The sequence below is a fragment of the Flavobacterium movens genome, from assembly GCF_039581425.1.
In the GTDB taxonomy this organism is placed as follows: Bacteria; Bacteroidota; Bacteroidia; order Flavobacteriales; family Flavobacteriaceae; genus Flavobacterium; species Flavobacterium luteolum.
Map to the genome: position 1 here is coordinate 508,412 of NZ_JBCPXY010000002.1, position 21,595 is coordinate 530,006.

Here is a 21,595-nt window from a genome sequence, read left to right on the forward strand (position 1 = left end):
GCTTACTTTTTCTTTAATAAATTACTTTTTAAAAGAATGTTTTTGATTTTAAACTCAGTCGCATAAAACAAACCGGCATCTTCGGGCATCTGATTTTCTAAAACAATTAAGCTTACATCACTTTGTGGGAAATACAAATTTACGCCAGAAAACCCGTCTCCCAAACCTGTATGTCCAAGATATTTAACGGACTCTTCTTCTACAATTCGAATTCCGTATCCATAAGGTTGCTTTTTTTTTCCGAAGAAATTATGCTGAGATAAAATGGTGTTTTTAGTTAATAACTGATACGATTCTGGTTTTAATATTTTTCCTTTATGAAGATTATTGTTCCAAATAGCAAGATCAGAAGCGGTTGAAATAATGCCGTCTGCACCTAAAGTTTCATCTGTGATTTGTCTTGAAGTATCAGCTTCCAGTTGATTTTTTATGTTATAATAGCCTTTTGCCAGATTTTGTTCTTTATTTTTCGAATAACAAAAAGTATGATCCATCTTTAATTTCTTAAAAAGTGATTCAGCAACTTCTGTGTAGCTTTTTTTAGAGCTGAATTCGACAATTTTTGCAACCAGATTAAAACTTAGATTTCCGTATTTAAAATCGGTTCCTGGTTTAAAAGCCAATGGTTTTTCTAAATCGATAATTCCGTGTGAGTGATTTAGAAGCTGATGAACAGTTACTGAATCGGCCCAAGTTTGTGTAAGTTCTGGCAGGTATTTTTTGATTGGATCATTCAAATCTACTTTTCCTTTTTCTACTTCCAACAACAGTAAAACGGCAGCAATTAATTTACTATTGGACATGATTTCAAATTGGGTGTCCATTTTCATAGGTGTTCTGGTTTCGAAATTCGAAAAACCTTCTGTTTTAGAATACAATGTTTTTCTGTTTTTTGAAATTAAAACCACACCATTGAATTTCGGATTTGAGTTTTGAAGTATACTATCAATACTTTTTTTATAATCCTCTTTTTTTTGTGCAGATGAATTGCAAGGAACAAAGATTAAAACTAATAATAAAGAGATTTTGGTGATGAAGTTCATTTATAATTGTGAATTGTAAATTGTAAATTGTAAATTGTTAATTGTTAATTGTTAATATTTAATGCTTGTTAGATTGAATATGGTTAATGATTTTTTATAGTATTTTATAATTAATAATGCACCATTAACAATTCATAATTAAATTAAAACATTCCGTTTTCGTTAATAGAATCTTTAGGGACAGGCTGTCCTAAATCCCAAAGCTCTACAATTTTATCGTCTTTGAATTTTAGAATATGCACTACTGCAAAACCTATATCTGATGGCGTTTGTTTGAGATGAGAATGAACAGCAACTAAGTTATCGTCTTCTAGAATATGATGAATTTTAAAAACTTTATTTGGATTTGTTCTGGCAGATTCTTCCATGGCAAGCATTAAAGTGTCTGCATCGCCTTTGAAGTAAGCATTATGGTGTTTGAAATTCTTTCCGACATATAATCGAAAACCTTCGTGAGGATGTCCTTTTGCTGCTAGTTTCAGGAAGTTTATAGCGATTTCTTTCTTAGTCATAATTCAGGTTTTTAAAGTAAACTAAGTTATGAAATTAAGCGCTATAAATTTTGTAGAAAATAGCAGTGAATTTATAAAATTAAATGGCTTCCGATTTGATTTTGGTAAGATCGATACCCAATTTGGCAAATTCTTTTTCGCCCAATTCGGTGATGTAAAAATGCTTATCTGAAGCCTCGTTTTTTGCAATCCATTTTTTGTTGGCAAATGTTTCCAAAAGAAGTTCGCCGAGTTTACCGCCAATGTGGCTGTAGCATTTTTTAGCTGGTTTTAGAACGTTTTTGGTTTCCATTTTTCTTTAGATTTTCTTTTTTGAAGCGATTTTAGAAGCGAGATAAGCCATTGGAAGATAAGCAAAAACCAAATCGACAATGCTGAACCAGAGTGGAGATGGGAGTGTAAATACCATTGTTATTCCACCAAATAGAAAGAAAGCACCAATAATAAAAGCTAGTTTCGTTTTGTGTGAGGCCGCTGCCAATGCAGTTGTAAATGCTCCAGCGAAAGTTCCGATTGCGTGGGCTAAAAAAGGAAATAAAAAATGCTTTGGCTCGAATAAGTGCATGGATGCCTGTAAACCTTCTGTAGTGGTAACATCGGCACCATTTGGAGGCGGAATTATAGAACCGCTTATTAAAATGATACTCATGTTGACAATACTTCCGATAACAAGACCTGCAATTACGGCCAAAGTATTTCTTAAAATAGGATTCATAATTTTCGTTTCTTTATTGTAACGAATTTATGAAATTTATTCTTTTGATGATAATGCTCTTTCGGTTTCTATTTGAGGTTTTCCAGTTGCATTTGGCTGTCCTTTTCCTGTCTCTATTAGCTTTTTCAAACTGTTCTCGATATAGTTGCTCCAACCAGCTTTGCAGACCTCAAAACATTCGTATTCTGGAACAAGTCCAACATGGGTGAAAACAAGTTTTGTTTTATCGCCTTCTTTCGAAATATCAAAAACGGCTGTTGTGTTGGTCCATTCCTTATCGTCTTTGGTAAAACTGAAGTAATTTTCTTCAATCAGCCAGACGATTTTCTGATTCGGAATGACTTCGATCAATTTTATTTTACAGCGATGAACATCTTCATAATGGTATTTAAATTCATCACCTTCGTTTGCTGTTTTGCCTTCAATTTCTTCTGACCACCAGCCTTTAACGTTTTGTATGGCTTTAAAAACTTCTTCTGGTGATTGATTGAAAAGTATTGTTGTGGTAAAATCGTGAGTATTCATAATCAATTGATTTTTTAAATTAGTAAAGTAAAATTACAATCTAAAAATCAATTGGTTAAGGTGTTTTAGAGACAAATTTAAGGGGTGTTTCGGACAGAAAAATTATGAGGCGTTTTCAGTTAAGAGAACTACACTCATAATAATTCCTAAAAATATAAGAATGCTCAATAAACCAATCAAAGTAACTCGCCATCCGCCGAAAGTTTCACCGCCATTTTGAATATGTTTTTGAATGTTCTGTTCCTGGAATTTTTTCAAGAAATAAGAAGCCACAGCTGAATAAAGAACAGGGAAAAGAACGCTCGGGAAGTTATCGGGAATGATAAAAATAAGCCCAATAATTGCTATCATTGATAGTGTGGTAATAATCCATGTGTTTTTTGCTTTTTCAAAATCATTAAACGCTTTAAAATTTTCTGCAATGCAATACCCCGCAACCAGCGGACCAGCAAAAAATGTTCCTATTCGTATCGCTTTTTCTGAATATATTTTTTCGGTTGGAATTTCTTCAAAAACTGATTTTTCTAAATTATTTTCTTCTAGCATTTTTTATAAAGTAAGATTTTGTGATCTATTGTATTGTTTTAATTTTTTCTGGAATTTTATTTATCAGTTCAAAATGTTTTGCTATTACATTTTCAAGTTCTAATGTTCCGCCTAGAATAATCATTTCTTTGTGTGTAAAACGTTTTCCTAAACGGTCTTCGAGCATAATTTTTTCCATGCTTTGAGCCATTTCAATTTCAAGCAAAAATTCATTCGGATGCCCTGCAGTGCAAATTACAAGTCCGTATGGAATGGTTTTCATCTTTCTTGAAGATTCATTTTGCCCGTAGGCATATCCAACTGAATACACACGATCAAACCAGCCTTTTAATTTTGCTGGACAATCACTCCACCAAACAGGATACAGGAAAATAATACAATCTGCTTTTTCTATTTTTTCCTGTTCTGCTAAAACATCTTGAGAAATTGGGAGCTGTGTCTTAGCAAAACCTTCACGCTCATATTCTGCTTCAGACATATCACTAACAAAATTAGAAGCATACAAATCGGAGACTTCAATATTCCAATTTTCATTGCCTAAAACTGATTTTAATCTTTCTAAAACCTGAAAAGTATATGATTTTTTGCTTGGATGTGAGTAAACAATTAGAATGTTCATTGTTAGATTTTTTAGATTAGAAATGCTCTTAAAAACTACTTTGATTTTGTACGAAAATACAAATTAAAGCAAAACAAAATTAATCTTCAGAAAATTCTAAAATATCTCCAGGCTGACAATCCAGAACTTTGCAGATGGCTTCAAGTGTACTGAAACGGATTGCTTTTGCTTTGCCCGTTTTTAGAATGGAAAGATTGGATAATGTTAAATCTACTTTTTCTGAAAGTTCATTTAATGACATTTTTCTTTTTGCCATCATGACATCTAAATTTACTATAATGGGCATAATTTTTCGTTTAAATGGTTAGGTCAATTTCAGATTGGATTTCGATTCCTCTTTTAAAAATCTGCCCGACAACAAACATTACAATTGCCATAAAAATCCAAATGCTGTGCCCTTCAAGATTAAGTGATTCTAAAGAAGGAAGTTGGACTCCTTTAATAATTAGCCAATTGTTGAATTTGAAAGCCCAAAAAGAAAACAATCCGATCCCAAAAGCCAAATAGGAGAGATAGGATATAAAACGCCCCATTTCAGCAGTAAAAGGCTGTTCTATATTTAATTTTTTCTCGTGCAGCATTTTTACAATCAGATAAAACATAATCGCTTTTAAGATTGCCACAATACTGATAAAACATATTTCTTGAATATAAAAGCTGGGACTGTAATGGTATAGAGCAAGTAAGTTTAGAAAACGGGTATTGTAGGAATTTATCGTCATCGTGTAAACTCCATTAAAAAGATACATACCAGCTTCTACGCATAAGCCAATAAAAATAATCCATGATAAAATATTTAGGATTTTTAGAATCTGCGGTGTTCCGATTTTAATTTCCATGCTATTTAAGATTAGAAGTTATGCTGCTAAAATAATAAAAATTTATTGATAAACGATAAATAAATAGTTTTTATCAAAAAAAAATAGCTTCATCAATTTAATGATGAAGCTATTTTTGTAGGTTTAGAGATTTTGTTTATCGAAGCATTTTCTTTTCGTTTTCGAGCATTTTTTCAATGTTAAAATAAATTCCGTCTACATTATAAACGCCCTTTTCGAAACTTAGGTAATCACAATTTTCAACGAGTGATTGACCTTTCGATTCAATTTCAAAAAGATTGAGCAATATGTATTCGTGATCGACCATTAAAACATGAAAACCAGTTTCGCATTTTTTGCCGTCGCCAGAAGAAAGAATCACATTCATGATGCTGTGAAATTTGAAAGAAGTAATTTTTGCGGCAGTTTCGTCGCCTTTTAAGTGATAAATATAGGCTAGGTAATTAAGCTGTCGTAAATCAAATGGAAAGTCTTTTAAAGAATTATTGGCCAGTTTTATAATTTCGTCATAATCTGAAGCTTCCAGTTTTTCTTTAGCATAAAAAGTACGAAGTTTTTCGTCATCGGGAGAAGTCCAAAAGGCGTTGTATTTAGGCTGAAAAAAGTAACCTAGATATAAATGGAGGTATTCGTCGTGGGTTAAAAGCGTATCATTTTTCACTAGCCTTTCCATCAATTTCGGATAAAAGAATTTGGAGTTTTTATCACTGATTTCTTTTTCGATTGCTTTGTAATCTGGTTGGGTAAAACCGAGATCCTGAGCGTTTAACTGAATTCCGAAACAAAAAAATAAGGCAACAAAAAAATGTTTTAGCATAATTTAGATGATTTTAGGTTAGGATTCTAATCTTACTAAAATACAAATTATTTTAAAGCAAAATGCTGCTGTAAAGTCGTGATGCGTGAAGGATGGGAGCGGTATCTCCCGATTTAGAAAAACAAGGCTTTTTAGCCGTAGTTTTTGTTAATCGGGAATTTAGCGGACAGCCTGACCCGGAGGGGCACGCCCACATCATACTTCATCTGTTATTCATTTGCCTTTTCTTTTACGATTATTTTAACCGAAGCAATTCGCCTTTTCGTTTCACAATGTTTTTATAGTCCCATTGAATTTCTCTGCTTTTTTTGAGCCAGCGTTTTAAATCTTCTTCGTTTATTTGACTGGAGTTTATGTAACGCATTTCAGCTGCTTTAAACGAACCTTCGTTTTGCAGTTTTTCTTCATCAAAAGATTGTCCGCTCCAAAATAGTAATCTAACCGAATCTTTTAATTTGCTGTAGCCCACAATCGGATTTCCGTCTAGAAACCAAACAGGATGAGCGTGCCATATTTTGTTTTCGGCTTCGATCAAGTTTTTATTTATAATAGAATAAAGTAGATTACAGATTTCTTTGTTTTCTGCTGTCTGAGAATTGTTGTATTCTTGAACCTGATTCATAGCTAAAACATTTAGGTTATTTTACATCTTTTATCAGCTCAAATAAAATATAAGTTCCGTTGCTTGACTGTCCTTTAGATTTTTCTCTGAATCCTTTTTTAAGATAAAATTCAATTGCTTTTGTGTTGCTCACAAGACATTTTAACGTAATTGGAAATGCTGTTTTTTGTATGGCGGCTTGTAATAATTGGGTGCCAATGTTTTTTCCTTGATATATAGTATCAACGTAGAGATGATGAATAAAATTGTTAGGCATCCAGATCGAAATAAATCCGACAGGAACATTATCTATGAGAGCAGTTAGGATATATTCTCCTTGAGTCTGCTTATCGAAATCTTCTAGTTTAAATTCTGATGTGTCTTGCTCCGTAAATGTTCGCTGTCTTTCATTTAAGAAAATGGTTCTTAAACGTGGTAAATCGACCTTTCTAGATTCTTCTACAACTATCATTTCGAATTTACATTTATTGTTTATTAAGCGTAAACAAGATAAATAAAAAATCCGATTGGTTTACACAAATCGGATTTTGATTTTTTATTAGAGTTGAAGCTTTTTCATGAATTCATTTGATGCCAGCTCTAAAGCCTTATAATAGTTTCCTTTTTTAAGTTCTGGAACAGAATAAGTAGCAATTATGTTTTGGGTGTCTTCATTACTTAATTTGTATCTTATAAAATCGACACTTATTACCTGAATTTGTCTTAACGTTTTGCTTACTATTATTAAAAGAGTAGGGTCCAGTCTAGGGTCTTTTGATAGAAATTTATCGAGTTCTAATGTATATTCTTCCAATGACTTAAATGGCGCATAAGAAGGAGTCGTGATCACAACAATTTTATAAAGATATTTTTTTTCAAAACCGTTTAGTGTGGTATTCAATGATTGAAGTTCGGCTGGTTTCAGTATTTTTTCGAAGTCGTTTACACAATCTGTAGATCCTGAAAATGAGTTTTTCAGTTGAGAGGCAAAATCGGTGTCGTTTTTTGTCTGGGCAGATATAAGAACTGAGGTTAACAGTACGAGCGTAAAGATTACTTTTTTCATTCTGTGGCATTTTAGATTTGGAGCAGCAAAAGTAGTACATTCTTTAATTTTAACAGATGAAAAATAGAATAGTTTTGGACTTGAGTTGAAAAAATATATAAGACTTTAGATAAAAATAAAATCCGATTTACAGAAGCAAATCGGATTTTGAAGTTTTTATTGTAATAGGGGAAGTAAATGATCCCATTTTAATTCTTTGGCAAAATCTAAAGGAGTTTTGCCAGTTTCTGTTTTTATATTTTTGTCTGCTCCAGATTCCAGTAAGACCTCTACAGAAGTCTGATTTCCTGCAATGGCCTCTCGATGCAGAAAAGTATAGCCTAACTCGTCTTGATTGGTTACTTCCTCAGGATTGTTTTTTACAAATTCAATAAGACTTTCTCCCATGTTTTTGCTCATTGGATGTTCTATTAGATTTTCGGGTTTTTCTTTTTGCTCATTTACAACCAGAATGTCATTAAAATCGCCAAAATCCAATCCCCATGCTTCGTCATGCGATTCTCTTTCTTCATCGCTCATTTCAGAACGCATTGCCTGAATTGTAAATGCTCCATAAGTTTTGCCGCCAATAGCAAATAACCAATCACTTATTTGATTAACTGGAATTGCAATTTCGTCTCCATTATTTACATTGGTCAGCTCATCGGGATCATTTACTAAAATTCCGTATATATTTTCGCCATCAAAGTTGACGTCGTTAATCCACATATGCTCTACAATTGTTTCGTTGTCTATTTCTTGAGTAAAAGCTAGTTTTACACAAGCAACATCCAATCCTGGAACTATTCTTCTGTATTCCCAAGATAATTCTCTCCAGAAATATTTAAAGGTTTCCTGAGCTCTTTTGTAAGCTTCAATCATTTTAGGGTTTTCTCCGTCGGCGTAGAATATTTTTGTTTCTTCCATAACAATGCTTATTTATATTGATCTGTAAAAGTAATCTTTTTATTACTTTAAGAGCGGTGTTGCATAATGAATTTTGAGATTTGTTTGAATCCTTTTTTTTGAAATCATAGTATTGTCATTTCTCTGTTCGGTCGAAAAGACAAAGCTATAGGCATAAAAAAATCCGATCTGTTTTCACAAGTCGGATTTTATAAAATAATTTTTAAACTCTCTTAAAAAACATATCCAACTCTCAAATGTAAATAAGGAGTGTATTGGCTTTCAGTTGAATTAAAGCCATCTACATTTTGTGCGTGTCCATTGTATGAATTTGCTTTTAGGAATACAAGTCTGTAGCCTAATCCAACCGCGGCTTCATAAGTAAAATGATTGCCAATTGAACGCTTTATTCCCCAAGTTGGAATAATAGATAAATCTGCTGTTTTAGTGATATTGTCGTCTAGATTAATTACAAACCAATCTGGGTGGTAACTTGTTTTTAAAGAAAGATAGTTTCCGCTATTGTTAGAAATTTTTCTTCCATTTGCATTTCTTTTCTTCAAGTTGTAGTAAAATCTTGGTTCAAGAGCTATAACAGGCTGTAGGATAAAACCAGCTTCATCATAATGGTCTCCAACAGCAAAATCATATTCTATACCAATTTCGCTTCGTAACGCAATTGAATTTGAAAGTTTTAATTCGTTATTGAGCCATAATCCTGCAAATCCGGTTTGAACTGAGAAGATTGATTTTTCGACGCTGGCATCTTGGGCTTTTAAAGTAATTGATATTCCTAGAATAATAAAAAGGAAAATTTTTTTCATACTATTTTCTAATTTTTTTAATGGGTTAGGTTAGTTTTTTTGCACGAAAATAGTATTAAAATATTACAAAGCTAATTTCTAAAATGGTAAAATTTGTACTTCTAGGATTGGAATGGGAGAAAGCAAAAAAAATCCGATTTACTAAAAGCAAATCGGATTTTATAAATTGAAAATTATATATAACTCCGTAAAGACATTTAGTCTCTACTTTGTATATTTTTACAAGTGAATTACTTCGCCATAAGCATCAGCTACAGCTTCCATAACAGCCTCGCTCATTGTTGGGTGAGGGTGGATAGATTTAAGGATTTCATGACCTGTAGTTTCTAGTTTACGAGCTACAACTGCTTCAGCAATCATATCTGTAACACCAGCACCAATCATGTGGCATCCTAACCATTCTCCGTATTTAGCATCGAAAATTACTTTTACGAATCCGTCAGCATTTCCAGCAGCTTTTGCTTTTCCAGAAGCTGAGAATGGGAATTTACCAATTTTTAATTCGTAACCTTTTTCTTTAGCTTGTTTTTCTGTTAAACCTACAGAAGCAATTTCTGGAGTTGCGTAAGTACAGCCAGGAACGTTTCCGTAATCGATTGGGTCTACGTGTAAACCTTTAATTTTCTCAACACAGTTAATTCCTTCAGCAGAAGCTACGTGAGCTAAAGCTTGACCTGGAGTAACATCTCCAATTGCGTAGTATCCTGGAATATTAGTTTCGTTGTAAGCGTTTACTAAGATTTTATCTCTGTCAACAGCGATTCCAACTTCTTCTAATCCGATGTTTTCAATGTTTGTTTTAATTCCAACTGCCGAAAGTACGATGTCAGCTTCTAAAACTTCTTCTCCTTTTGCAGTTTTAACGAAAGCTTTAACTCCTGCTCCAGTTGTGTCGATACGCTCAACAGAAGAGTTAGTCATTACTTTAATTCCTGATTTTTTCAAAGAACGCTCAAATTGTTTTGAGATATCTTCGTCTTCTACAGGAACTACGTTTGGCATAAATTCTACGATAGTAACATCTGTTCCCATTGAGTTGTAGAAGTGAGCGAACTCCACTCCAATTGCTCCAGAACCAACAATGATCATAGATTTTGGCTGAGTTGGCAATGTCATTGCTTGACGGTATCCAATTACTTTTACACCATCTTGAGGTAAGTTTGGCAACTCACGAGAACGAGCACCAGTTGCGATGATAATATGATCAGCGCTATATTCTGTAACTTTATTGTCTTTATCAGTAACGTCAAGTTTTTTTCCTGGTTTTAGTTTTCCAAAACCTTCAATAACGTCAATTTTGTTTTTTTTCATTAAGAATTGAACACCTTTGCTCATTCCTTCAGCAACACCACGGCTGCGTTGAATAACAGCAGGGAAATCTTTATCAAATTCAGAAACTTTCAATCCGTAGTCAGAAGCGTGTTTAAGGTAATCAAAAACCTGAGCAGATTTTAAAAGCGCTTTTGTTGGGATACATCCCCAGTTAAGGCAAACTCCACCTAGATTTTCTTTTTCTACTACAGCAGTTTTAAAGCCTAATTGTGAAGCTCTAATCGCTGTTACATATCCTCCAGGACCACTTCCTAAAACAATAACGTCGTATTTCATTTTTTTTGCTTTTAGTATTAACAATCGAATGTGAAGTTTATATTTCCGAAACTCATCTTTCGATTTCTTCTTTTGTTATTTGTGATTGCGAATTTAAGGATTTATTTTATATGAACACTTGAAATTTTGTTTTTAAAGACATAGATTTTGGTCTTTTCACAGAAACCGAAGTAATTGTGAATTGTAAATTGTGAATTATGAAGTGATTTTTGTGATTTGGTGAGTAATTGTTGATGGTTGATGGTTTGTGGTTGATGGCGAAAAAAAATTAAGCCACAGATTATTAGGATTAAAATGATTTTCAAAAAATCTGTGTTAATCTGTGTAATCTGTGGCTTATATAATTATGAGTTATGAATTTTGAATTAATAATTTACCATTCACAATTAACAATTCATCATTAAATTTTCACGTGTCCCCAGTTTTCTCCGCTGGCAATTCTTCTAATTTGCATTTCGCTTACACCGAATTGTTTGGCAATCATTTTAAGACGTGTTTTTTGTTCTGGTCTTGCGAGGATTTTTTTAATTAACATCACTTTTGTAGTAGTTAATTTTCGCCCATCAGCTTTTAAGTTGTGTTCTATTAAGTTCTTCTTTGCCTGAATCACGCGCGGACTTTTACGGCTGTGCGCCATCATTTCTTGTTTGGTTGCCCAACGCAAGTTTCTTACATCATCGTTGGCTCTATTATAATCTAGATGCAGTACATACGTCTGTTCTTCCGATTCTTTCGGAATAAAATATTGCGCAACTAGTTTGTATAAGAAGAGATATTTATTTACGATTTTATCATCTTTTTTAACCTTAAAACGGAAAGTTGGATATCCGTCGCTTAAACCGCCTTTTAAGATGCGTCCGTTTTCAATATCGTCGGTAAAGCTTATTAATCTTCCCCTGTTTGAAATGGCATATCTTAATTGTAATGAGGCATTTATTTCTATTTCTTTGAATTTTTCATCAGGATAAAATCTATTTTGTGGCATTGTCTTTTACATTTGATTTCTATACTCTCAAAGATAAAAAATAAACCAAAAATTTCAGCTATCTCATTGATTGTGAAAGGGCAATTTTATGATTTCTATAACGCTAATTTAACGTTTTAAAGTGTTTTTGATAGTTTTTAATCGGATTTTAAATCACAAATTATCAAAAATGCAGTTTTCCTGTTTTTTGATTTCGAATTAATTTATAGCTAAAGAATTATTAAATTATTGATCCAGCCAGTTTTTGAAGTTATTAATTTCCTTTTTACTAATAAAAATCGCGTCAGATTCAGCTGCAGGAACCGTCAAAATCAATTCGACCTTCTGGTTGGAATGTTTTATCACTTCTTTAATAGTGTCTCGGCTAACGATATATTTTCGGTTTATTTTGAAGAAATTGAAAGGGTCGAGACTATTTATAATATCAGTCAAAGTACTATTGTACAAATAGCTGTTTCCAGATTTTATATGAATAAAAAGATGTTTTCCAGTCGCTAGAAAATATGAGATTTCGTTTTCATTAATAGAAATCATTTTATAACCGTGATTTACTAGGAAATGACGCTGAATTTTACTGCTTTCAGGATTTTCAATTGCAACTAAAGATTGAAGTGTAGCATTGCTGTTAAAGCTATCTTTTATTTTTTTGAATTTTTGAAGCGCTTCTAGTAATTCTTCTTCTTCAAACGGCTTTAAAAGATAATCGATTGTAAAATGTTTGAAAACAGAAATGGCATAAGAATCGTAGGCGGTTACAAAAATAACAGGGCAGGAGATATCTGCTTTTTCGAAAATTTCAAGACTTTTTCCGTCGCCCAAATGGATGTCCATAAAAGCGAGATCTACTTTGTTTTCGCTAAAAAATGCTACAGCTTCTTTAACCGATTTTAAAACGTTGATTGCATCAATCGATAAAACGTCCTGCTGTTCTAAAATAGATTTTAGATAGCTGGAAGCAAGATGTTCGTCTTCAACAATAGCAATTTTCATTTTACGGACTTTAAATAATCAGTATCTTTTGCAAAGATAAATCCATTCGTAATAAACAGGCTCTTTTGTTGGTAGTTTTTTATAAAAAAAGGCCTAGCTGTAAAAACTAGACCTTTTAAAAAAAACAATTAGGTAAAATTATAGATTGGGATTGTTCAATCTTGCGTTTGCTGGATAGATAATAGTATAACGCGGATCATTTTGTATTAAAGTGCTTTCGGTGCTCAAGAATTTATGAACGATTTGTTTTTGAGTTGTTCTTCTTAAGTCAAACCAACGGTGACCTTCTACAGCAAATTCTCTATGTCTTTCTTCGTAAATGAAGTTCGTCAAATCTGCAGTATTCATTGCGTTAACTTCACCTTCTAGCTGCGTATATCCAGTTGCCGAATATCTGTTTTTAATGAAATTTAAAACTGTTGCTTTTGCATCGTTAATATTGTTTAATTTCAATAAAGTCTCGGCTTTTGTTAAAAACAATTCTGAAGTTCTGAAAGATGATTTTTGATTATCATTTCCTCCTTTTAGAATTTTGAAACGGCTTCCGCTTGCTGAAAAATAAAGCGAGAAACGTAAATCTGTTGTTTTGTTATACGCTGCAATTAAATCTGGAGAAGCAAATGAAGCTCTTTGAATACCCACTATATATCCATCTTCTAATGCTAAAATCGATTCTTTTCCGTCAAATTTTGTAGCCAGAACTGGAGTTGCTTTTAGGTCAATTAAAGTATTGTTGATTTCTAAAGCTTTGTTTGCAGCATCTAATGATTTTTGCCATTGCTGCTGATACAAATACACACGGCTTTCTAAACTGAATAAAGCAACTTTTGAGAAACGATAGTTTAATCCTGTCGCCTGCTTGTTTATGTTAATTAATTTCTCTGCTTCTTTAGTGTCAGAAATAATTTGATTGTAAACTGCTTCAACACTGTGTGGCACAAAAACTTGTTCTAAGTCAATTTCTAAAGCTAACGGAACTCCTTTGTCTGTAGCTGCAGTTGAAGGATTGTAAGGTTTTCCGAAAAGGTTAACCAAATCAAAGTTTGCCATTGCTCTCAAAGCATAAGCTTCTCCTAATAATTGATCTTTTTCCTCAGATGCTTCTACTTTTTTTGAAGCTTCATTTATAACAACATTGGTGTAAAAAATGACATTGTATAAATCTTGATAGTGAAACTCTAATGTACTTTTATCAGGATTTGCATCTTTCCATAAATAGATATCTTTGTAGATAGAAACTTCACTGTTGTCCTCGTTCATTACTAATTCGTCTGTACGAACTGTAGACAACGATTTGTGCTCTGGATATGAAGCATATCCTTTGGTTAGAACTGCACGAAATTCTTCTAGCGATTCTGGAATTACTTTTCCTACTGGAGTAATGTCCAGATAGTCATCGCAGCTGCTAAGGGCAATAGCAGCAACGAATAGTGTTATATATTTTGAGAATTTTTTCATCTTTTTTAATTTTTAGAAAGTAACATTAAGTCCTAAAGTAAATGATCTAGGAACTGGCTGTGCATAAATGTTTCCGTAAGTTTCAGGATCAAAATAACCTTTGTAATCTGAACTTATTACAAATAAGTTTCTTGCTTCAAGATTTAAACGAATACTTTGAATATTGATGTGATCTGTGAATGTTTTTGGGAATGTATAACCAAAACGAACACTGCTTAATCTCATATAACTCATTTCGCTAACCCAAGTATCTAGGTAGTTATAAGTATTGATTTGATTTGCACCAGAAAACCAGCTATATGCCATCCATGAATCGCCCGTACCAGAATCTTTACTCGTAATACCAGGTAAATTAGATGAAGTATTGGTTGGTGACCAAGCGTTTAAAATATCAGTTGTATAATTCTGTCCTCTGTCTACTATTGTTCCGTTGTAAGGAGGTGTTTTGGTAACAGTTTGTTTGATATTGAATGATGCAGCAATCGTAAGATCAAAATTACGAATCTTAAATGTGTTTGTAAGACCTCCTGTAAATTTAGGATCTTTGTCTCCTAGGTAAACAAATAGATCTCTAAATTCTGCTGGCGTTAAACTTGACTGTGTAATTTCTCCAGGCAAGAATTCAGCATAAGGGTCAAATAAACCAAAGAAAGTCTGTGCATTTACAGTTTCTCCTTTTTTGTTTACAAATAATGGATAGCCATTTTCGTCGATTCCGTTTGTTTTAAACCCGAAAACAGCATTTACAGCATGACCTTCTTGGTTTGGCAAATAACTGTTGTCTCTTATTTCTAAACGGTCAATGTTACTTTTGTTATGAGCAAAATTAATTGTGGTATTCCATTTAAAATTAGGATGATCTATGTTTTTTGTAGCCAAAGCGATTTCATAACCTTTGTTGCTTACTTGCGCCCAGTTCATATTGGTAAATTCAAAACCATTTTCTAAAGGAAGCGCTTTCATTCCAATTAAATCGGTGCTTTTTCTTCCGTAGAAATCAGTTACAATGCTAATACGGTTATTAAATACGCCAAGATCAAAACCTAAGTTGGTGTTTTCTGTTTTTTCCCAACGCAATTTGCTGTTTGGAGGAGTCATTACTTCAATTATAGGTTCTGTCTGTCCTGGTAAAATCGTAGTAGTTTTATTTTCTCCAACTACATAAGGTGAAGTATTTTTATCAATATTACCTTGTAAACCGTAAGAAGCACGAAGTCTTAAGTTAGAAATCGTTTTACTATCTTTTAAGAAATTTTCTTGAGATACTAACCAAGATCCAGATGTTGACCAAAGTGGCAAGTATTTGTATTTAGGGTCTACACCAAATAAATCTGATCCATCATAACGAACACTTCCGTAGAAACTATATTTTCTGTTGTAAGTATATGCAGCTGTTGCAAAGAATGATGCAAAGGCATTTTCTTTTTCTGTTTTTATGAATGTTTTGTAAATAGCATCATTAACAGAATTCGAGTTAGGGAAAATAATTTGCTGTGTTGTCAAATTCTTTTCATCATAACCAAAACCTCTTGTCAAGATAGAAGTGTTTTTATTTCTTCTTAATTCATTACCAACCATTACTTCAATTTCGTGTTTTTCTCCTAAAGTTTTAGAATAGTTCACCATTGTTTTTAAGTTGTACTGAAAAAAGTCTGTGTTTGTATTTTGAATAATTCCACCTTCAGGAAGGAAATACTTTTGAACTCCGCCAGAATAATAGCTTGTTTTTTCTTTTTGTTTTCTAGTGTAAAAAGTTTCCTTGCCAGCAAATTTTTCGCTAGAAGAATTATCCAACTGTAAACCTAATTGACTTGATACTTTCAAATCTTTTGTGATTTTATACTCAGCGTCAAGCAACGCTTTTATAGCTCTTGTTTTTAAATCGTAAGAAGTATTGTTTCTTTCTTCTAAGAAATTAAAAGGCAATTTAATATCAGAATAAGAAGCAATGTCTGGGTCGTATTTATAACTTCCATCTTCATTGTAAGGAGTAAGGTACGGATTTACGTTTCTTGAATAGTTTGCAGGATTTGTAAAGCCATCAGTATCTGTTACGTAAGAAGTAGTTTTAGTATCTGAACCAAAAATACCTACACCCACTTTAAATTTATCAGTAATGTCGTAGCTGTTTTTTAAAGTTAAATTATAACGTTTAAGACCAGTTCCAATAGTTGTTCCTTTTTCATCATAATATCCTAAAGAGAAATAGTAGTCAGATCTTTCGCTACCTCCAGACAAACTTAATCCGTGTTGCGTATTAATAGCATTTTGGTATAATAAATTGCCCCAATTTGTATTGATGCCTCTTAAATTATTGATTGACTGTTGTGTTTGCGGACTCAAAGAAGAGAATCCACCGGCTCTGTATGCGTCTAATTCATTCGCTCCATTTAGGATACGAGCAACATCACCACCGGTGTCTCTGTAAGTCAAATCTGCACGGCTCGCCATATTAAGTTCAAGATCAACTTTCTGATTAGAGTTCATTAAGTTTAATTTTGAAAATTCTGGCCTTTGCGTAATAAAAGTATTGGTGTTGAAGCTAACGGTCATTTTACCGCTTCTCCCTTTTTTAGTTGTAACAACGATTACTCCGTTTGCAGCACGTGCGCCGTAAATAGCTGTCGCGGCAGCATCTTTTAAAATGGTAATATCTTTAATGTCGTCTGGATTTAAACCAGCAATAGAGTAGTTGCTTAATAAATCGATATTCTCTTTATCGTAATTTTTTGGAACATCATTGTTCTCTAACGGAAGTCCGTCTAATACCCATAAAGGATCTTGTGTTCCGTTTAGAGAAGCTGTACCTCTAATTCTAATTTTTGCCGCTGCACCTGGCGCTCCTGACGGAGTAGTAACAGCAACTCCGGCAACTTGTCCAATCAATAATTGGTCAATACTAGCAACACCTGTCTGCTGAATTGAAGCCATATCTACCTTTGTAATGGCAGAGGTTAGTTTTCTTTTTTCAATTTTCTGATAACCTGTTATTACAACTTCCTGAAGTTTTGCGGTTTCAGAAGTTAATGCAATAGTATAATCTTTTTGAGCCGTTAATTCAATAGTATACGATTTGTATCCCATGAAGGTAACTCTCAAAGTGGTAACATTTTTTGCGATTTTCAAAGTGAATTTACCATCGAAATCTGATGTAGTTCCAATTGCTTCACTATGAATAATACCTGCCATAGCAGTTTTATTTGATATCGAATTATTCTCAACAAAGATTGATGCACCTGGAATTGGCGATGAATCTGCTGCATCTTGAATGATCCCCGAAATGGTTCGGGTTTCCTGCGAGTATCCTGCGATGGCCAGGAACAGCAGTAAGGCTTGTAAAATTTTTTTCATGTTTTTGGGTTGTGTATTAAAAGGTTGTGTTTAGACTTTTTTCAATTCGCTGTATTAAATCGCGGTAATGGTTTTGGGTTGATTGGTCTCCAGTGTTCTTTTTGGTTTTTAATAACTGAAGCACTTTTAATAATTCGCCTTTTTTATCTGATGTTACTTCTGCAACTCTACTTAAAAAAGCATTATTAATATTTCTTGCTGTATGTGCATCATCTAAATAATTGCATAAATGTGGCATGCTTAAAGTCTGCTGAATTTCGATTGATTTCTTCGCTTCGGTTTTTTCAAATAATTTATTTGTCGAAATAATTAAAACATCAACATAATTCTTTTGAGTCATACGCTCCAGAATTGATAGTGATTTATTCGCAATTGTTCCAGCAAAAACGTTTTGATGCATTTTTTTAAACAAATCATTTACGGTAAAAACAGGGTCTTTAGTTTTATTTCGCTGATATAATTCATTCTCTGTCATTCGAAGTAAACGGTCGTCTCTGAACAAGCTGTACATAGCATCGTATTGTAATCCTCGTGCCATTGTGTATGGTGTATACTCGTAAGGTCCAAAAGGAGAATCTTTCAACGGATTTGTTTTTTCTAAAATATCATTGAAAAACAACCACTGCGGAATTGTAAGGACATTTTTAACTAAATAATCTGCAGCTCTTTTCTGCATTGCAGCAGGAACTGGAACATAACTTTGTTTGTTATCGCCATGAACCGTTGTATTTAAATAAACACCACCAATATTAGCTAATACATGCTCATTGTATGTTTGCCACTGGCCAATAGCTCCAATATACAGTTTGCCTGTTTCGTAGTAAGACTGATCTTTTTCGTAAGTCCAGCTTAAAATATTATCTACAACACGCTTTAAGTTTTTCAAACCGTATTCGCTTGCTTTCATGGCATCATTTCCTAAATCTTCAGACTGAGAACGAGGATCAATTACATTTCCTTGCTGCTCACCATAAAAATAAATGGGGTCATCTTGATGTTTTGTAATTAAGGCGTTTAGTTTTGTTGTTTCGTTGTCGTTAGGCGAGTACCATCTGTAACCCCATTCAATAGCATATTTATCGTATTCTCCAATTTTCGGAGTAATAACTGTTACGTTGTCTTCTGGCTGAGCTATATAATTGTAACGGGCATAATCCATAATTGATGGAGCAGTTCCGCCCATTTTTGCTGTGAATTCTTTAGACCGCAACGATTCTACATCGTAAGCAAAAGAAGAACCCATATTATGTTTTAGACCAAAAGTATGTCCAACTTCGTGAGATGAAACAAAACGGATTGCTTCTCCCATATGTTCATCACTAAATTTATTTCCTCTAGCTTTAGGATCAATTGGTCCTGTCTGAATGCGCATCCAGCTTTGAAGCGAAGTCATTACATTATGCCACCAGATAATATCGGCTTCAATAATTTCACCGCTTCGTGGGTCAACGACAGATGGCCCCATAGCATTTGATTTTGGAGACGCAGCGTATGTAATTACCGAATAGCGAACGTCATCAATATCAAAATCTAAATCTTTATCAGTAGGTTCTTTTGCGATAATAGCGTTTTTGAAACCCGCTTTTTCAAAAGCTGCCTGCCAATCGTGTACTCCATCAATAATATATTTTCTCCATTGTTTTGGAGTCGACGGATCGATGTAATAAACGATTGGTTTTTTCGGCTCTACTAATTCACCTTTCAAATATTTTTCTTCATCTTCTTTTTTAGGTTCTAATCTCCAGCGTGTAATGAGTTCTTTTTCAACCATTGCCTGCTGTGCATCGGTAAAATACCAATGTTTTTCAGAAAAGAAACCAATTCGGTTATCAGAAAAACGTGGTTTCATTGGAGTTTTATCCAATAAAATAATATTACTTGTTACGCCAAGCGTTACCGATAATGCCGGTCCGCCTTCGCTTACAGAAGTCGTCAGTTGTGATTTTACGACAATGTTCTTAGGGAACGATTTTACACCTTCAATATAAGAAAGCTCAGATTTTACAGATCCTCCAAAACCAATGTTGCTCAAAACATCATTGAAGCTTTTTTGTTTTCCGTCAAAAATCTTGTTTACTTTAATAACGACAGAAGTCGAATCGTTGTTTTTGGTTTCAATATCAAAAACTTCAATAATAGATTCTGCAAAATTATTTTGAACCGATTGTGTAATCGCATCTTCTTTTGGTGAAGAAACCTTAGGAACATAAGATTTTACCCAGACTTTCTTTGCTATTGTGTCTTTATAAAAACTAATGACTTTGTTTTCATAATTCATTCCTTTATTTAAGCCAGCTTCGTTTACTTGAAAAGGAACTTGAGATAATTTGTTTACCACTAAAAATTCTCTTTGGAATAAACTGTCCTGAATTTCAAAATAAACATCGGTTTTTACTTGAATGACATTGAAGATTCCCTTTTTTATAGAACCTTTTTTTACAAGGTCGTCGTATTTTTTGCCTTTTTTAGAATCGGTAGAATCTTTTTTAATTTCAGTTTTGTCCTCTTTTTTGTCTTTCTTTTTCTTTTGAGAATGAACGGTAAGCGGCGATAATAATAATAGGAGTATGCAAATTGTTATCAAATTATGCAGGAATGATTTTTCCTTCATCAGATGTTAAGTTTAGGTTAATTTTAGGTCCGAAACTATTTTATTTTAGTTCATGAAAAAAACAAAAAGGAGTGAGTGGCTTTTTTTTAGGAGTGAATGGATATTAATGGAAGAATACAAACAAAATAGCCATCTTTTTCTGATGTCTTAAATTCTGTTTTTGAATAATAATTGTAAATACTCTTTAGGTAATTTAGCCCAAATTTAGTACTCAATTCTGCAGTCAATTTCTTTTGAAGATTATTGCTGATGATAACCTGATCTTCTTTAATCAGGATTTTTGTAGTAAGTGGACTTTCCTGAGTGGCTCTATTATGCTTAATAGCATTTTCGACCACAATCTGAAAAGCAAGATAGGGGATGTGTTTGTTTAATGCAGTTTCGCTTTCAATTTCGATAGAAAAGAATAATTCTTCCTTAAAACGAGTTTGCTGCAAAAAGATATATTTTTCGATAAATAATAATTCGTCCTTCAAGCGAACAATGTTCTTTTCTGGCGGATCAATTAAATAACGATAAATACGAGATAGGTTTAAAGTAAATTTCTGCGCAACTTTAATATCACTTCCAATCAGCATATAAAGCGAATTAAGCGAATTGAATAAAAAGTGCGGATTAATCTGCTCTTTTAATTGTTGCAACTGAATCAAAGCTTTTTCTTTGATGATTTTTTCGTTTTCGACTAAGAGTCTGTTTTTCTCTTCTGTAACAATTTCTTTTTCTTTATAGGCACGTCTGCTGGCATAAGAGAAAAGAGAGAAAATCAGTAGCAACATTACAGTTGTAATCAAATAAATTGAAGTTGAGTACTTTTTAACTAAAGCTACATTTTCGTCTGCAACCATTTTTGGAACATTAACACAGATGAACCAGTTTGAGTTTTTAATGTCCAGTTTTTTGGTAAAACGAATCACATCCAATTGCAAGAACTCAGACAAAGTTGTGCTTTTGGCGAAATCTTGTTTTTTGCTATAAATAGTGTCAGACGGTTTGAAAGATGAAATCTTAAAAATATTTTTTCCAAGAAAAGCAATTTCCGGATGGTAAATGCAAGTTCCGTTTTTATCAAAAACAAAAGCGTAATTAGTAGCCGTTTTGGTTTTGTCTATTTTAGAAATATAACTATGAAGCAATCTTAAATTGATATCATAGCCATATTTTACAATGGTTTTGTTTTCTGAAGTTAATTTGAAATAAATACGCCAAACCCATTCGTTTCCTTGCGGAAGAATTACGCTTAGATGATCACTGTTTTTATTTTGAAGAAGAAATGCTTTTACGTCATTTTTAACTTCATTAGAAATAGAAGGATTCCCGTATTGAATTGCATTTTCGTTAATCTGAAACCAATTGTTTACAATCAGTTTATTATATGTTTGAAGCGAAGATAAAAGCTGAAGATTATTACCTAGGTTTTGCGAATTGCTTATTTTTAAAACATGCTCAATTTTTTTTTCCTGCTCCAAAAACTTCGAAAGCTCTTCGGACATGAATTCCTGCTTTTTAAAAAAATTGCGCGTAGCTATATCGTCATTCGATTTTTCAGTTAAATCAGTAATCAGATTGCTCAGAATATAGACTGCCGAAACCGTAATCAGGA

At 33.2% G+C, this 21,595-nt stretch carries 22 protein-coding genes; all 22 read right to left on the reverse strand.

All coding sequences use genetic code 11. The features are described from left to right. Nucleotides 1-2 precede the first annotated feature (2 nt). On the reverse strand, nt 3-1,043 hold the full coding sequence (locus AAYQ05_RS05540) for a serine hydrolase domain-containing protein (protein WP_343541729.1): 1,041 nt from the start codon (nt 1,041-1,043) through the stop codon (nt 3-5). Nucleotides 1,044-1,186: 143 nt separating this feature from the next. Next, nucleotides 1,187-1,555 carry a nuclear transport factor 2 family protein gene (locus AAYQ05_RS05545; protein ID WP_343541731.1) on the reverse strand — a complete coding sequence of 123 codons (369 nt, stop codon included), beginning with the start codon at nt 1,553-1,555 and terminating at the stop codon, nt 1,187-1,189. Between the two features lie 79 nt (nt 1,556-1,634). Further along, complete coding sequence (locus tag AAYQ05_RS05550; RefSeq protein ID WP_343541733.1) at nt 1,635-1,847, reverse strand: ArsR family transcriptional regulator; 213 nt, start codon at nt 1,845-1,847, stop codon at nt 1,635-1,637. A gap of 6 nt (nt 1,848-1,853) precedes the next feature. Further along, a complete protein-coding gene (locus AAYQ05_RS05555; RefSeq protein ID WP_343541735.1) occupies nt 1,854-2,270 on the reverse strand; it encodes a hypothetical protein in 417 nt (138 codons plus the stop codon). 36 nt (nt 2,271-2,306) lie between these two features. Beyond that, nucleotides 2,307-2,795 carry an SRPBCC family protein gene (locus AAYQ05_RS05560; RefSeq protein WP_343541736.1) on the reverse strand — a complete coding sequence of 163 codons (489 nt, stop codon included), beginning with the start codon at nt 2,793-2,795 and terminating at the stop codon, nt 2,307-2,309. 102 nt (nt 2,796-2,897) lie between these two features. After that, nucleotides 2,898-3,341, reverse strand: coding sequence for a hypothetical protein (locus tag AAYQ05_RS05565; RefSeq protein WP_343541738.1), 444 nt, complete (start codon nt 3,339-3,341; stop codon nt 2,898-2,900). Nucleotides 3,342-3,366: 25 nt separating this feature from the next. Continuing rightward, the gene (locus AAYQ05_RS05570) at nt 3,367-3,960 is read right to left on the reverse strand and encodes an NAD(P)H-dependent oxidoreductase (protein ID WP_343541739.1); all 594 of its coding nucleotides are present in this window, start codon (nt 3,958-3,960) and stop codon (nt 3,367-3,369) included. Nucleotides 3,961-4,039: 79 nt separating this feature from the next. Next, nucleotides 4,040-4,246 (reverse strand): helix-turn-helix domain-containing protein, encoded by a 207-nt coding sequence (locus AAYQ05_RS05575; protein ID WP_008468622.1) that lies wholly within the window; start codon nt 4,244-4,246, stop codon nt 4,040-4,042. A 10-nt stretch (nt 4,247-4,256) separates the two neighbouring features. Beyond that, nucleotides 4,257-4,799 (reverse strand): DUF2975 domain-containing protein, encoded by a 543-nt coding sequence (locus tag AAYQ05_RS05580; protein WP_343541741.1) that lies wholly within the window; start codon nt 4,797-4,799, stop codon nt 4,257-4,259. Between the two features lie 136 nt (nt 4,800-4,935). Further along, on the reverse strand, nt 4,936-5,616 hold the full coding sequence (locus tag AAYQ05_RS05585) for a DUF4919 domain-containing protein (RefSeq protein WP_343541742.1): 681 nt from the start codon (nt 5,614-5,616) through the stop codon (nt 4,936-4,938). A 235-nt stretch (nt 5,617-5,851) separates the two neighbouring features. After that, a complete protein-coding gene (locus tag AAYQ05_RS05590) occupies nt 5,852-6,238 on the reverse strand; it encodes a DUF1801 domain-containing protein (RefSeq protein WP_343541744.1) in 387 nt (128 codons plus the stop codon). A 16-nt stretch (nt 6,239-6,254) separates the two neighbouring features. Beyond that, nucleotides 6,255-6,689, reverse strand: coding sequence for a GNAT family N-acetyltransferase (locus AAYQ05_RS05595; protein ID WP_343541746.1), 435 nt, complete (start codon nt 6,687-6,689; stop codon nt 6,255-6,257). Nucleotides 6,690-6,776: 87 nt separating this feature from the next. Next, the gene (locus AAYQ05_RS05600; protein ID WP_343541749.1) at nt 6,777-7,283 is read right to left on the reverse strand and encodes a TPM domain-containing protein; all 507 of its coding nucleotides are present in this window, start codon (nt 7,281-7,283) and stop codon (nt 6,777-6,779) included. 156 nt (nt 7,284-7,439) lie between these two features. After that, nucleotides 7,440-8,189: a DUF2314 domain-containing protein gene (locus tag AAYQ05_RS05605; protein WP_343541751.1), complete on the reverse strand. Its 750-nt coding sequence runs from the start codon at nt 8,187-8,189 to the stop codon at nt 7,440-7,442. 212 nt (nt 8,190-8,401) lie between these two features. After that, on the reverse strand, nt 8,402-8,992 hold the full coding sequence (locus AAYQ05_RS05610; RefSeq protein WP_343541753.1) for a hypothetical protein: 591 nt from the start codon (nt 8,990-8,992) through the stop codon (nt 8,402-8,404). A 219-nt stretch (nt 8,993-9,211) separates the two neighbouring features. Beyond that, nucleotides 9,212-10,600 (reverse strand): dihydrolipoyl dehydrogenase, encoded by a 1,389-nt coding sequence (gene lpdA, locus AAYQ05_RS05615; protein ID WP_073416603.1) that lies wholly within the window; start codon nt 10,598-10,600, stop codon nt 9,212-9,214. 400 nt (nt 10,601-11,000) lie between these two features. Then, nucleotides 11,001-11,585, reverse strand: coding sequence for an NUMOD4 domain-containing protein (locus AAYQ05_RS05620; RefSeq protein WP_111379090.1), 585 nt, complete (start codon nt 11,583-11,585; stop codon nt 11,001-11,003). A gap of 225 nt (nt 11,586-11,810) precedes the next feature. Then, nucleotides 11,811-12,575, reverse strand: coding sequence for a LytR/AlgR family response regulator transcription factor (locus AAYQ05_RS05625; RefSeq protein WP_343541755.1), 765 nt, complete (start codon nt 12,573-12,575; stop codon nt 11,811-11,813). 138 nt (nt 12,576-12,713) lie between these two features. Then, nucleotides 12,714-14,033: a RagB/SusD family nutrient uptake outer membrane protein gene (locus tag AAYQ05_RS05630; RefSeq protein ID WP_343541756.1), complete on the reverse strand. Its 1,320-nt coding sequence runs from the start codon at nt 14,031-14,033 to the stop codon at nt 12,714-12,716. Nucleotides 14,034-14,045: 12 nt separating this feature from the next. Further along, complete coding sequence (locus AAYQ05_RS05635) at nt 14,046-17,384, reverse strand: SusC/RagA family TonB-linked outer membrane protein (protein WP_343541758.1); 3,339 nt, start codon at nt 17,382-17,384, stop codon at nt 14,046-14,048. Nucleotides 17,385-17,400: 16 nt separating this feature from the next. Continuing rightward, nucleotides 17,401-19,995 carry a zinc-dependent metalloprotease gene (locus tag AAYQ05_RS05640; protein WP_343541760.1) on the reverse strand — a complete coding sequence of 865 codons (2,595 nt, stop codon included), beginning with the start codon at nt 19,993-19,995 and terminating at the stop codon, nt 17,401-17,403. Nucleotides 19,996-20,081: 86 nt separating this feature from the next. Beyond that, nucleotides 20,082-21,485 carry a sensor histidine kinase gene (locus AAYQ05_RS05645; protein ID WP_343541762.1) on the reverse strand — a complete coding sequence of 468 codons (1,404 nt, stop codon included), beginning with the start codon at nt 21,483-21,485 and terminating at the stop codon, nt 20,082-20,084. Nucleotides 21,486-21,595 lie beyond the last annotated feature (110 nt).